Below are 14,167 nucleotides of genomic sequence, written 5' to 3'. Positions count from 1 at the left end.
AAAGTTATACCAATTTGAAAAAAGAATGCGACAGATACATACGGACATACCTTTGTCCTGTCTGACTTTCTTAATTTTAAATTTTGAATTTTGAATTTTGAATTGGTATTACTACCTCTGCTTCAGTCAACCCTGTTACACTAATTAATAACTTCATAAGTGCGGGCTGGTCTCAACGTTTGTTGACAATCTGGACTCACCGCAACTGCCCAAACATAGTTTGAGTCCGCTTTGTTCCCGCCCCCTCTTATCTCCTTATCCCATTCTCCATGCCTAAAAACTTCATCCCTTTGTGGATAGGGTTTTTCATTTTGGAGGTTTCTAACTAGTCTGCCAAGTTTATCCTCAAGCTGATCCTCAAGCTGATCAGTAGAGCCAAGGGTTATTCGTAGTTGATTTAGGATAGGTCTTACAATCAGATGAATTTGACTATTGTGGATGTAGTCTTTTGCTTGAGCTTGCATAGAAGAATAAGTCAACAGATATTGCGGTGATTCTGTTAAGATTTCCTCGCACACTTGCTCAATCAAGCACTTTGTCACATATTCCATCACCACAGGTTGCTGTGTGAATCCTCCAGTATTGCTTTCTATCAAGCTACGCCAGCGTAAAGATTCGAGGACTGAGATTAACTTAGGCTTAGGCAATATTGGTGTGAAAGCTGTTTGCAATTCTGTGGAGGAAAGCTTGCCCCGATTAATTGCCAGCCAGTACATCACTAACTGCTCAGACGTAGAGAGTCTTTTGAATTGTTGTTCTAGAAGATTGCCAATGCCGTGAAATACAGTTGTGCCTTCGGCAAAGAAGCAGGCGATATTACCTTCATGTAAGTCCCGAATAGAAGTGGCGGCAATTTTCAAAGCTAGGGGATTACCACCGTAACACTCAACCAGTTGGCGGGTTTCGTCCTCGGAGCCTGATAGCCCTTTAAGTTTCAGAATTGTTTGCCCGGCTGCGACTTCTAATCCTGATAAAGCAAGGGTACGGACTGGCAAACCATCACCTTCCAAGGCAGCGACTTCAGGAGGTTTTTCCCGGCTGGTGAGCAGGACAGAGCTTTGATGCCCAGTTTCTCCTAATCGCCACAGAAGTTCGCCATAGGGTTCATAGCCCTCACGGTAACAGCCTGTCCCTTTACCTTGCTCCAATAATGTGTCGAAATTATCCAGAATCAGCAAGCATCGATATTTGCGGAGATAATCGATTAAACAAGTAATTTGCTCATAGGGGCAAGCAGGCAATATGGTAACTTGTTGATCAGAAAAGATTTTGATGTACTCCTTCACCTTGTCGTGAAAAAAAGGTGCGTGTCGGAGCGATCGCCAAATCACATATTCAAATTCTCCCTGTAATTGTTCTGCTAACTTCACAGAGAGCGCGGTTTTGCCCATACCACCCATACCTAATAGTGTGACTACACGAGCGCGATCTCTCACAATCCATTGGCTGAGGGTTTCTAATTCTGTAGTACGTCCATAGAACTGGGAAACGTCGATTGCTTCCCCCCAATTTGTATAGTTCGTAAAGGGTTGAAAGTTTAAGGTTGAGGAGGTGTTTATGTTCTGTTGTCGCTGTGCGGTTCGCTTCAGCACTCCTTGCAGGTTATTTTTGGTAACTTTTTCGCCCAAAGCTTGAGAGAGCGATCGCCATAATTCTGAGCCAATGTCTTTGATGTGACCTGGGTCATAAGTGACTGCTCGCGCCATTTCTAGATAAGTTTTCCCTTCCCAAGCGTAGCGAAATACAATCTCTTGCGCTCTCGTTAAGCATCCTCGTTCCAATAATCGCTCGACTATTGCGATCGCTTCTTCAACCGTCATTTCTTTCAGTAGTAATACAGGCTGACTACAATATTCACACTATAAGCTTAATTTTTTGTCAAAAGTTTACGTAAATCTACGAAAAAGAACCCGACCTTTTCCCGACCTTTTCCGACCGACAAACCTGATACTAGTCTTTTAGTATCTATCTAAGATCAGAGCGATCAAGAATGTAACCAAATTACTGAGGGCAAAGACATGGCTGATTACTATTACGGCACAAGTGGAAATGATTATCAAAACTACACTGGTTCAAACAGCTATTATGCTTATGGTTATGGAGGAAATGATACCATCTATGGCAATACTAACGACGATTACCTCTATGGAAATAGTGGCGATGACTACCTATATGGTTACACTGGTAGCGACGTCTTATACGGAGGCTCTGGTAGTGACACCTTATATGGCGAAGATGATGGCGATACTTTATACGGTTCTAGCTCAACTGCCTACAACAGTAATGAATATGATGTCTTAAATGGTGGTGATGGCTACGATAGGTTTGTTTTAGGTACATCCTATGATGGAAACTATTATCAGGGAGGTGGCTACGCTACGATACAAGACTACAATCCTGCGAATGACTATATCCAACTGAAAGGAAGTGCAAGTTCTTTTTATCTTGGGACTGCAAATTATGAGGGAACTAGTGACCTTGATACACTCATATATCAGAATGATGATGACTTGTTAGCAGTAGTTCAAGATAAAACTGGTTTAGAGTTAACCAGCTATTATTTTAGCTTTGTCTAGTCCTACTAATAGTTGGAGTTGGGAAATAACTCTACAGTTATAAATCTTTGATGACTTTAGAGCAACGTAATTTTAGCTCGCTCCTCAGCTTTATTTATCTGAATTTACACTCTTCTTGTATCTACAACCAAGGAAGTTAAAAATCCACTTACGGGGGAGCATTCCAATTGTGGAAAAAAGTTTGATCACTCTCATTCTCTAACCCAGTCTCCTAAGAGGTTGTTTGAAAAGTATAATTGCTCACATCTGAGCCTCAAGAACCTAACCCCCCTAGCCCCCATTCCCTACTAGTGAATGGGGGTTTCAAATTCAAAGCCTTTTGACCTTTAAACTGATAAAAAATTTGCCTACGAGGAAGCAAGCACACATTTTTCTGGTTTTCAGCATAAAAAAATCGCCCCCTGAATTCAGGAAGCGCATCACCAAGGTGGTGTAGAGACGCGAAATTCCGCGTCTCTATTTTTAGCTAGCAATGTATTCTTTGACATTGGCACGACGGCGACGCAGATGAGCCAAAGCTTGATGCTCTAACTGACGGACGCGTTCGCGGCTGAGATTTAATCTCTCACCCACTTTTGCCAATGACATTTCATTACCATCTTCTAAACCAAAGCGTAAACCTACAACTTCTCGCTGTTGCGGGGTTAATTCTGCTAGCAGGTTGTTCAAGTCTTGGCGTAAGAATTCCTGGTTGGTGTAATACTCTGGTGATGGACCATCATCTTCAAGCATTTCTTGCAACTCAGTATCCTGGTTCTCGCCAACTCGCACATCCAAAGACACAGGTTGACGAGCCATATTCAGATACTCACGAATCTGAGTCGGTTCTAGTTCCAGTTCTTTGGCAATTTCGGCTGGAGTCGGCGACCGCCCCAAGGTTTGAGCCAACTCGCGCTGCACTTTTTTGATTTTGTTCAGTTTCTCGGTAATATGGATTGGTAAGCGAATAGTACGTCCTTGTTGAGCGATCGCCCGAGTAATTGCTTGGCGAATCCACCAGTAAGCGTAAGTCGAGAACTTATAACCCCTCGTCGGGTCAAATTTCTCTACACCCCGCTCTAATCCTAATGTTCCTTCCTGGATTAAATCCAGAAACTCCATATTTCGCTTTTGGTATTTTTTGGCAATAGCGACGACCAAGCGCAAATTCGCTTCAATCATTTTTTGTTTTGCTCGCTTACCCTGCGCCACTGTTTGTTGCACATCGGTTTCCGATTGTTGAACGTGATCGGCCCACTCTGAAATATCCGGTTCGCGTTGCAACTTCTTGGCCAAAGCTTCCTTGGCGTCGATGAGCGTCATCATTTGTTGCACTTGTTTCCCAAAGACAATTTCTTGTTCGCGGGTTAGCAGTGGTACGCGACCAATTTCTCGCAGATAGGTTCGCACCATATCAGCCGTGAATTTGGTGTTAAGGTTTTCTGTTTGGGTGTTGACAGTAGGCATTGGTGCGATGTCCTCTACTTCGTAAAGATAATGTATGTTTTATTACTAAAATGAATGGGAAAAGTAGTACATCTATCACGAAATATTGGGAGCTACCAAAAGTAATTAATCAATTGATACAGCCGTTGTTAAGACGGTAAGCCCCCAATGATAGGTTCCCCTACCTTCCTTAAATTTTCAATCTTTTATAAGCACGCTGGTTATTTTTGAGAATTTTTCTCTTGGACAGTTACTACACCGATTAGCAAAACCGAAGTCGGTATGAGTTCTACTTAACTTATGATACGATAAATCAGGCAAATAGTAAACTATCTTAAGATAAAACCTATCATTATAATTTAAAAGCAGCCGTTATATAAAAATTTTTTAAAGTTCCTCGAAATTGCTGACTACATCTATAGTGACGCCAAAAACCCCTCTTCTGTTGCCAAAACTAGCGGGATAACCGAACTTAATTTGCTGTGATGATGGAGGGATGTCAACCCCTTCGGGGAATTCAAAATTCAAAATTAATAATCTCCATAAATAAATTTAGCGCAAAGTCTGAGCGGAGGTTTCCTCCGATCAGAACTTTGTAAGAGAGGGGCTTGTATCATGAGTGTTCTTCGGTCACGAATTAGTCATTTGTACTGAGCGTAGTCATTGACGCAGCCTTTTTAAGAGTTGTTTTGGTTATTTGCAAAGTACATAGACGCGCTAGCGGCTTCCCGCAGGTAGGACAACTGACAAATGACAATCTAAAATCCAAGGTCAGCTTTGGCTAATTCCGCAGCGGCGAATACTTCAGCGTCAGGTTTTTCTTCCCAGGCTGGCTCGCCAATTTCTGCATAAAAAGTTGCGTCATAAGGACGGGTACGGACTACTACGGGCATAGGAACGGCGTGACCTAATATTAAAGCTTGTTGTTTCGAGTCTAGTTTTGCCAATACCGATCGCAGTCCGCCACCACCAGATACACCTGTAAAAATCGCCTCAATGTCTTTTTCATCATTCAGCAAAGCGGTAATGCGAGTCCCAATTTGCGACATAACTTCATTATCAATGCCTGATGGACGTTGATCGACTACCAAAAGTGTGACAAAATACTTCCGCAGTTCGCGGGCTATAGTCCCAAAGATAGTACTTTGTACTACTGCGGGGTCAAGGAAACGGTGCGCCTCTTCAATGGTAATCATCAATGGCGTTGGGCGATCGCTAGGATTTTTGCTTTGCAGAAATTTGTCTGCTTTCTTGACGTAATGCTTGTGAATACGTCGGGTGATCATATTCGTCACCAACATATAAGAGAGCATATTAGACTGGGAACCAAATTCTATCACAACATTCTTCCCAGATTCCAGGCATTGCACAATTTTACTAATGTAATTCTGTGGGCAAACTGCTCGCATATACTTCAAGCTATCCATCCGCAAGAGTTTGCGCTGTAATGCCATAATAGAGCCTTTGTGTCCTCGCTTCTCCTCGCAGAACATCTCGATTTCTTCGTTAGTCATATTCAGCAACTGGACAATCCAAGACTTGCCAAATTCGCTATACAGAATATTGGCGTTATCTAAGGCTGCGTCAGAGAGTCCTAAATCTCGGCTACATAACTTAATATCTTCAACTTCTATTTGCTCGTAACTCAAATAAAGTTCTTGAGCATCACGTACACCCCGACGCTTTGTTGATTCCGGGTCGAGGGTATAAACTTCCACTTTACTAGGAAAAAGTTGCTTTAATCCCTTAACTGTATTGACGTTCTTTCCTTCTGCAACGGCTTCCCAGCCATACTCAGAGTGCATATCAAAAATCAAGTTGACTGCCGCATTTTTACGGATAACACCAGCTAAAAGTAGCCGGGTTAGAAAAGATTTACCAGTACCAGATTTCCCAAAGACCCCATTACTCCGTTCCACAAAGCGATTCAAATCGATACAAACGGGCACATCCATATCCAAAGGTTTGCCGATGGAAAAATTGCGCCTTTGAGGGTCATCTTCCCAACCAAATACCCGGCGAAAATCGTCAACACTTGCTTCGTAAACTTGACTAAAGTGACTAGGAATAGTTTTAACCGGCAACAATTCTATCGTTGTGCTGGTTTGTGGCATAAATGAAGCTAAACCCGTCACCGATGGCAGGAAAGGATTTGCCGATTTACCATTTGTTGGAGAGAAAGATTCTTCAGTTTCGGGAGTGAACATCAACATCGGCGCGAGGTTGATAGTACCATAAGTACCACTGCCGGCTAAAACATCTCGTAAAAAAGTGTCTTCCCAACTCGGGGGATTAGCAATAATTCGGGCATTAGCAGCTCCCAATGCTACATCTGTCAGCATACAAAAAAAACGCGATCGCATCCCTTGCACAACAAGAAACTTACCCACCCGCATATCTTCCACAGAAATGTCAGGATGCAATCGTACTTCTAAACCTTCAGTTAGAGAACCTTGAATGACCGAACCTAATGGCTGTGCCGAATTCATCTGATTAGTCATTTGTTATTTGTCATTGGTCATTGGTCATTTGTTTTTCTTCTCCATCCCCTATGACGCCACTTGCTTCAAGTCTGGCATTGCCGACGACAGTCGCCTCAAGTCGGGAAACCCGCCCACGGCGCTGTCTCCCCAACGCAGTGGCTCCCCCATGCCCAATTTCCCATGCCCTATTATCTAATCAATTTGAATCGAGGTTGGCGCACTTCCCGTTGGTAGAGTGGTACTAATTAACGGTTTACGGAATTGGGCGTAAAGGCGATCGCGCCAGGTAAAGAATGGTTCATAATCTATATTCTCGGCAAAGATTGGCAATCCTTTACCTCTGATAGAAGCTGGTAAATCCAGATAGGGCCCTGGAGGAAACTTGAGTAATATCGATAAGCCAGCCACTGCTAAGTCAGCTAAAGTCGGCTCATCTCCTGTTAAATAGGGACTATCTGCCAATAATAACGTCAAGGCTTCCAAGTCTTGTTTTAAAGATGCGATCGCTGACTTTATCACATCTGGGCTGTAACCGACGCCAAAACCCAACACTGTCAGTAAGTCACTAGGTACTCCTTGAACCAGACTTTTAAATATATCTGGTGTTGAGGTGGGTAATAAAGACTTACGGAAATTTTGATCTTGACTTATAGCAGCAAATAGTGCTTTGCGACCTTTGATGCCTATGGACTCATCCGCCCATTCTTCTATTAATAAAGTTAAACCCCGTTGTTTAGGATCTTGCGGTATTATGGGGCGATCGGGATACTCTAAGTCTAAATACTTAGCTATTTCCGTAGAATCTGCAATATACTTATTACGATCCTTTAATACTGGCACTTGTTTTTGACCGGTCAGCCGGAACAGTTCTACCTGTCCAATCCCAGGTGTAACCTCAATTTTGCGGTAATCGAGTCCTTTAAAATCTAGAATTAAGCGCACTTTCTCTGAGTATTGAGAGAGTTCCCATTGGTATAATTCCAGCATGTGTTCTATCTCTTGTAACTGGTCAACTTATTAACTTTACAATTGTATCTTTAGTTTAAGTAATTTTTATTGGTACTAGTTAATTAGCTGTCTATTTAATTGACATTAGAGTTTGACTGATGCCTAGTTTTTGGCAAAATTGTCGATTTAAAAAATATTGTTTTCTAATTGATTAAAATCTTAAATAACTAAGTAATTTAATTCAGCATATATATAAATAGAGCTAACCGATCATTTGTAGGTCTTCAACAGTTACTTCAATTTTTATCAGCGTTAGCCTACGTTAAAATATTTCGGTAATTAATTCTGTGCTTTTGCTGAATAATCAATGGTTAATTCTGAGATAAGTAAATCTACGTATGAAAAAATATAAATTTGAAGTGGGGTGGGTTATGCCTTATGCTAATGCACCTTAAATTGTTGACGGTGCGTTGCACGACACATCATACATTGAAATTTCTTAAAAATATAGTAGATGGAAATATTAATGTCAACTTACTTATAACCATCTTTTCTATGTAATTTAGGATTTATGAATCAACTATTAATTTACGTACAAGTTTGTATCTAAATTTGCTTTTAAATATAATCTTTCTTTGAAAGATCATTGTAACTCATAATTTGTAGATGTGAGATTTTCACACTTTACCTAGAGTTTACGTTATACAAGTGGGGCTTTTTAACTCATTTTGGTGTAATAAAGAAAATTTGTTCAACTTAGATGAAATATATGGTAGATATATTTCATACTTATCAGTGGGAGTAAAGGTTAAACATTTTACTTCAATAGCACGAATTCTTTTAGAGAAAAATCTTACTTCCCTCTTGAGTTAGATTTTGTGCATAGCAAAATGTTATAAATCTTTATGTAATCTGTGGACAAAAAGAAAAACAAAATTTATGAAGACGAATTACAGCAAATTACTGACCACGTTGGCAGGCATAGTGGGATTTACTAGTTTCAGCGTCCTCATTACTTTACCATCTAATGCCAAAGAGGTACTAAATCCTAACCCCAGTATTTTCAACGAAGCTCCCTATAACCGAGGTCAACGCCTTCAAGTAAACATTCAATACACAACTGCTGAGGCTGTTTCTCCAATAGAAAAAGGCAATACCAAACGCAAATCGGTAGCACAGAATAGTGGGGGAACGCTAAATCCCAAACCAAGTATTTTCAACGAGCCTCCCTATAACCGTGGTGGTGGTAGTGTGACACCCTCTAGTGAACCTACACCCTCTAGTGAACCTACACCTCCTAGTGAACCTACACCTCCTAGTGAACCTACATCCCCTAGTAAACCTACACCCCGCATCCCACGTCCTATCCCACAAACTCAACCTACCACACCACCGACTCAGACACCGAGTACAACTCCACCAGGACCAGGGGCAAGTGATAATCAAGGCAAAAATTTGTTAGCCTTGGCAGAGTCAAACGCTTCTTTTACCACGTTGACCAAGGCATTGAAAGCAGCAGGATTGACCGCAACTTTGCAAGGCAAAGATAACTTAACTCTTTTTGCACCCACAGATGCAGCTTTTGCTAAGTTGCCACCAGATGCTTTGCAAGAATTGTTAAAGCCAGATAACAAAGAAGTATTGCTCAAGATTTTAAGTTACCATGTGGTGACTGGTAAGTTATTGTCCACTGATTTGAAGTCTGGTGAAGTTAAAAGTCTTGAAGGTGGTACAATCAACGTTAAAGTTGATCCTGCTACCGGTGTAACTGTCAATGATGCTAAAGTGACGCAGGCAGATATTACAGGTAGTAACGGCGTAATCCACGCGATCGATCAGGTGATTTTACCTCCTGATTTGTAGTTGCACGGTATCAGCACAACTGGCAACATAACTAGATTTGTATAAAGTATTAATACATTAAAATTCCGTTCAGATATTAATTTTGGACGGTTTTTTTGTTTGCAATCAGCTTTTGATCTTTATCTTGCATTTCTAAAAGTTCAGGAATAGTCACAAAGCGATAGCCCTGTTTCCGAAAGTTGGCAATAATTTCTGGTAAAGCTTGCACAGTTTTAGAACGATTACCACCACCATCATGCATCAGCACAATTCCACCTGGCTTGGCCTTCCTAAACACATTATTAATTAATTTTGGTACAGCAGGACGTGAGTAGTCTACAGAGTCAGATGACCAGCGAATGATGGCATACTTGCTATTTCTGGCGTAACTAGCCACCCCATTGTGCATGATTCCCCCTGGTGGTCGAAATAAATTTGTTTTAATTCCTGTCAGTTGATAAATCAAGTCTGCTGTGTGGTCAATTTCATAGGCAGCTGCTTGTGGATTTAAGAATTGATACCAATGATGCCAAGTGTGATTACCAATTACCTGACCCTCAGCAATCTCCCGCTTCACTAAGCCTGGATAATTTTTCACGTTTTGCCCAATCAAAAAAAATGTCCCTTTGATCTGATTTTTTTTGAGAATATCGAGTACTTGCGCGGTACTTTCAGGCCATGGCCCATCATCAAAGGTGAGCGCAATTACTTTCTGTTCGGGAGTAAGTTTTGCCGCATCAACTATTGCCCCTTGAAAACGCTGTGGCAAAGTATATGAAAAACCTTTTGTTTGTACTTGTTGCTGCCAACTTCTAAGCATCGTCGCTTTTAGTTCTTCAATCTGCTGCTGAATTCCAACTTTGCTTGTATTCTCTGTACTTTGAGCATTAGAGGAACTTGACTTAATAAGCATCATCGTGCTAGCACTCATACTGCCACTCAAGATAAGCAACGTAACTAATATTTTTTGCAGACCAAAAAATGACTTCTTGCCGTCCACTTCATAACTCCTTCAAGGTCAAACCATCTTTTTTTCACAATGATTATGGCAGCTCTTTCTACTCTGTAAGCCTTGCCATACAAGCTACAGTTATGATTGGTATATTTTTTAAAGTTAGCTTCAACCCTGACTCTGAAAAAATACCTTACCCAATGGATAATCTAATATCTATAAGCAAAATCCTCACCATGAAGGTGAGAACCTTCTTACACATTAATTTTTTTAATTTATAGGGGATGAAGGGAATTTTGAGAACTGTAAAAGGTAATTAAAATAATTCGTAATTCAGTTTTGTAACGGAGATAAAGACAAGAGCCACAAAACTTGCCACTTCTTAGTTGCAAAGGACTTAACTCCCCATAATTTATTAATCCTACCTGATTAACTATGAATCTTAATGTAGGCTAAATATTGCATATCCTATTGACGAAGCCATTGCAAAATTATGACAAAGATATGACTTTCCTTGAGTAATGACGGTAGAAAGCAAACTTGTTAAAAAATTTCTTTGATCCCCAACCCCAACCGCGCAAAATGATTGAACACCATTAGCTGCTAAAAGTTCTGCAAATAATGCTTTAGAGTGAGTCCGAAAATTCCGCACGCTGATTTCTGTCTTAAAAAAGGGAGTTCTTATAAATCATCCATTCTGTGGGGCAAGATGCTCACCCCACAAGAGGTAACAGGATACTTTTTATTTGGAAATCCCTTAACAAACAGGTTACAGGCTCGACATTACGTCCCGTGCAACTGCTAAAGTTTGCTCAATGTCTTCTTCAGTATGAGCAAAAGACGTAAACCCAGCTTCAAATTGAGAGGGTGCTAAGTAAACACCGCGCTCTAACATCCCGCGATGGAAGCGTCCGAATTTGGCTGTATCAGACTTTTTCGCATCTTCGTAGTTATGAACTGGGCCAGAGGTAAAGAATAAGCCGAACATGGCGCTGATTTGACCGCCGCAAGCTGCGTGACCAGTTTCTTTGGCAATTTGCAGCAAACCATCTGCAAGCTTTTTAGTAATCTGCTCAAGAGACTCGTAAGTACCTGGCTTTTGCAGCAATTCTAAAGTCTTAATACCAGCAGTCATTGCCAAAGGATTACCCGAAAGAGTCCCAGCTTGATATACGGGGCCGGCGGGCGCAACCATTGACATAATATCTCGACGGCCACCATAAGCCCCTACTGGCAAACCACCACCAATCACCTTACCCAGGGTTGTTAAATCGGGAGTGACGCCAAATTTTTCTTGAGCGCCACCGTAAGCAATGCGGAAGCCTGTCATCACTTCATCAAATACCAATAAGGCTCCATATTCCTGAGTAAGTTCCCGTAATCCTTCTAGGAAGCCAGCGTCAGGCGCAATAAATCCAGCATTGCCGACGACTGGCTCAAGAATGACACCAGCAATCTCGTCACGGTTTTCTTCAAATAAAGCTTTGACTGCTTCTAGGTCATTGAAAGGTGCAGTTAGAGTGGTGCTAGTTGCTGCTTTAGGTACTCCTGGTGAGTCTGGCAAGCCAAGTGTAGCAACACCAGAACCCGCCTTTACTAAAAACGTATCGGCGTGTCCGTGGTAGCAACCTTCAAATTTAATGATTTTGTCTCGGTTGGTGAAAGCCCGCATCAGCCGCAAAACTCCCATACAGGCTTCAGTTCCAGAGTTGACAAATCTGACCATTTCGATGCTAGGAACGGCATCAATGACCATTTCTGCCAAAACATTTTCTAGAACTGAGGGAGCGCCGAAACTGGTGCCTTTTTCTAAAGCTTCATGCAACGCTGCAATTACTTCTGGATGAGCATGACCGCAAATAGCTGGGCCCCAAGTGCCTACATAGTCTATGTATTTATTGCCATCTATATCCCAAATATACGCGCCTTTAACACGATCAAAAACGATGGGTTGTCCGCCCACAGATTTAAAGGCACGAACTGGAGAACTGACTCCTCCGGGCATGAGGTTTTGAGCAGCGGTGAAGACTTCTTGTGATTTTGTTGTTTTAATTGTGGTATTTACCAAAGTTCTCTCCTAACAGTGGGCAATAAAACGCTCTATCTTAGGATAGGGTCAAACACTGCTTAGAATTTCTATCCTATAAAATTAGCTGAACCAAAAAAATAACAATATGTTATGCAAGTTCAATGAAGACTTGATTTTAGATATTTAATTCCAAAAAATATACCAACTAGCCTATTCTGAATGGTATCGTGAATCCATAAATTATTCTCATGAGAGCAAACTAGCTAGTATGTCTTCTAACGATTCGCGATCGCTGCATTACACTATCCCGATTGAGAAAATTTGCTACGATGAACGGGGTCTGGTGCCTGCAATTGTCCAAGACTATCTAGATGGTACTGTCCTGATGATGGCGTGGATGAATCAGGAGTCGTTACAAAAGACTTTAGAAACTGAAGAAACTTGGTTTTGGAGTCGTTCCCGGCAAGAGTTGTGGCACAAGGGGGCGACTTCTGGGCATATCCAAAAAGTGCGAAGTATTCGTTATGACTGTGATAGTGATGCACTGCTTATCGGAGTAGAACAATTAGGAGATGTTGCTTGCCATACTGGAGAACGTAGCTGTTTTCACCAAATAGAAGGAAAAATTGCTGCACCACCAGGGGATACATTGTCACAATTGTTTCAAATAATATGCGATCGCCGCGATAATCCTACTGAAAGTTCTTATACTTGTAAACTATTTGCAGGTGGCGATAACAAAATTTTGAAAAAGATCGGTGAGGAAACCGCTGAGGTGGTAATGGCTTTTAAGGATGATCAAGAAGAGGCGATCGCAGGTGAAGTGGCTGATTTGCTGTATCATACTTTGGTTGCCTTAGCTCACCATCAAGTTGATTTAAAATCTGTATATCGCAAGCTGCAAGAACGTCGGCAATAAAAACACTTGATTCACCAGCTTTGCCAGTTACCAGACTTAAAACAAGCGTCCCCTTTGTTATTGGCTATGACAGGTTAACTTAAGCCTGTACCTAAAGGTTGAACCTCTCTGGCTAAACCAATATGTGCCAACGACAATGAGATATGGTTAAACTTTACTCCAGCCAAAGCCCACTGAAGTTCAAGTGTTCCCACCCAGAAACGCGCCCGGTCGATGACATCCGTTAACATAGGATAGTCGCTTTCCATACGCCGCACAATGCTTTCTCCGTAATTACCAAGTTGCACTGCAATATCACAAGCTGCATCTCCCAAACCAGCCGTGCCAAAATCAATAAGACCACTGATGCTCTCTGAGATCGGGTCAAACAAAATGTGATACACTGGCTTATCGCCGTCGATCAGTACGGGTCTGTAGCTGAGGTCAAGTTCACCTGTAATTACGGGCGCAAAAAGTTCGTGTATCCAAGTTTGCTGATGACGCCACAGGTGAGGAAAGAGAGTTTGCTGAACTTGCTCATACAACTGTAGCCAATCTTCACGGGAACGTTCTGCACCAGAAGAAGACACCCTAGCATTAACTAAAACTTCATTTGGAATGCTGTGCAATTGTTGATGAAATCTGGCTAGTTGGGAGATGATATGCACTTGTGATACATCACTCTGCTTTAGCAAGGTGTTACGAGATAGCGGTTCACCTTTAATAAATCTATAGCTAGCAAAGCCTTCTTCTAGGTGTTCAAAGTGCGGAACTTGCAGTTCAACATAATTTTGCACCACTTCTAACACCTTAGCTTCATGGGAAAGTACCTGTTTTCCCCAGTCATCTTTGGCAAAGCGACATACAAGCTCATGATTAACAATTACTATATCGTTAACCATTCCATCTTGATTAAAGTCAAGATGCTCAATAGAGATATTAGGATAGACAGCACGAATTTTTTCGAGATACAAGGAAGGAATATTCACAGTAAATTCTGACGCAATCACAACA

General features: G+C 41.5%; 11 protein-coding genes. 3 read left to right on the top strand and 8 right to left on the bottom strand.

Annotated features, from left to right (window positions below; all coding sequences use genetic code 11):
* Positions 1-140: 140 nt before the first annotated feature.
* Positions 141-1,820, bottom strand: a complete 1,680-nt coding sequence (locus V7K56_RS23135) for an NB-ARC domain-containing protein (protein WP_334913966.1) — start codon at positions 1,818-1,820, stop codon at positions 141-143.
* Between the two features lie 198 nt (positions 1,821-2,018).
* On the opposite strand from V7K56_RS23135, the gene V7K56_RS23130 reads away from it, so the two are divergent.
* Positions 2,019-2,576, top strand: a complete 558-nt coding sequence (locus V7K56_RS23130; protein WP_334913964.1) for a calcium-binding protein — start codon at positions 2,019-2,021, stop codon at positions 2,574-2,576.
* Between the two features lie 462 nt (positions 2,577-3,038).
* Here V7K56_RS23130 and V7K56_RS23125 read toward each other — a convergent pair whose 3' ends face one another.
* The 4 genes from V7K56_RS23125 to V7K56_RS23110 form a co-directional block, all read right to left on the bottom strand.
* Positions 3,039-4,022: an RNA polymerase sigma factor, RpoD/SigA family gene (locus V7K56_RS23125; protein WP_334913962.1), complete on the bottom strand. Its 984-nt coding sequence runs from the start codon at positions 4,020-4,022 to the stop codon at positions 3,039-3,041.
* 737 nt (positions 4,023-4,759) lie between these two features.
* Positions 4,760-6,490 carry an ATP-binding protein gene (locus V7K56_RS23120; RefSeq protein WP_334914013.1) on the bottom strand — a complete coding sequence of 577 codons (1,731 nt, stop codon included), beginning with the start codon at positions 6,488-6,490 and terminating at the stop codon, positions 4,760-4,762.
* A 22-nt stretch (positions 6,491-6,512) separates the two neighbouring features.
* Complete coding sequence (locus tag V7K56_RS23115; protein WP_334913960.1) at positions 6,513-6,635, bottom strand: hypothetical protein; 123 nt, start codon at positions 6,633-6,635, stop codon at positions 6,513-6,515.
* Positions 6,636-6,676: 41 nt separating this feature from the next.
* The gene (locus V7K56_RS23110; RefSeq protein WP_334913958.1) at positions 6,677-7,471 is read right to left on the bottom strand and encodes a glutathione S-transferase; all 795 of its coding nucleotides are present in this window, start codon (positions 7,469-7,471) and stop codon (positions 6,677-6,679) included.
* 900 nt (positions 7,472-8,371) lie between these two features.
* Here V7K56_RS23110 and V7K56_RS23105 point away from each other — a divergent pair.
* The gene (locus V7K56_RS23105; protein ID WP_334913956.1) at positions 8,372-9,295 is read left to right on the top strand and encodes a fasciclin domain-containing protein; all 924 of its coding nucleotides are present in this window, start codon (positions 8,372-8,374) and stop codon (positions 9,293-9,295) included.
* Between the two features lie 76 nt (positions 9,296-9,371).
* Here V7K56_RS23105 and V7K56_RS23100 read toward each other — a convergent pair whose 3' ends face one another.
* Positions 9,372-10,274: a polysaccharide deacetylase family protein gene (locus V7K56_RS23100; protein WP_334913954.1), complete on the bottom strand. Its 903-nt coding sequence runs from the start codon at positions 10,272-10,274 to the stop codon at positions 9,372-9,374.
* A 721-nt stretch (positions 10,275-10,995) separates the two neighbouring features.
* Entirely contained in the window at positions 10,996-12,294 is a 1,299-nt protein-coding gene (gene hemL, locus V7K56_RS23095; protein WP_334913952.1) for a glutamate-1-semialdehyde 2,1-aminomutase, read from the bottom strand.
* Between the two features lie 229 nt (positions 12,295-12,523).
* Between hemL and hisIE the strand changes: the two genes are divergently transcribed.
* Complete coding sequence (gene hisIE, locus V7K56_RS23090) at positions 12,524-13,174, top strand: bifunctional phosphoribosyl-AMP cyclohydrolase/phosphoribosyl-ATP diphosphatase HisIE (RefSeq protein ID WP_334913950.1); 651 nt, start codon at positions 12,524-12,526, stop codon at positions 13,172-13,174.
* A gap of 74 nt (positions 13,175-13,248) precedes the next feature.
* Here hisIE and V7K56_RS23085 read toward each other — a convergent pair whose 3' ends face one another.
* Complete coding sequence (locus V7K56_RS23085; protein ID WP_334913948.1) at positions 13,249-14,142, bottom strand: phosphotransferase; 894 nt, start codon at positions 14,140-14,142, stop codon at positions 13,249-13,251.
* Positions 14,143-14,167 lie beyond the last annotated feature (25 nt).

This window comes from Nostoc sp. (assembly GCF_036917535.1).
In the GTDB taxonomy this organism is placed as follows: Bacteria; Cyanobacteriota; Cyanobacteriia; order Cyanobacteriales; family Nostocaceae; genus Nostoc.
This window is presented reverse-complemented; position numbering and strand designations above follow the sequence as displayed.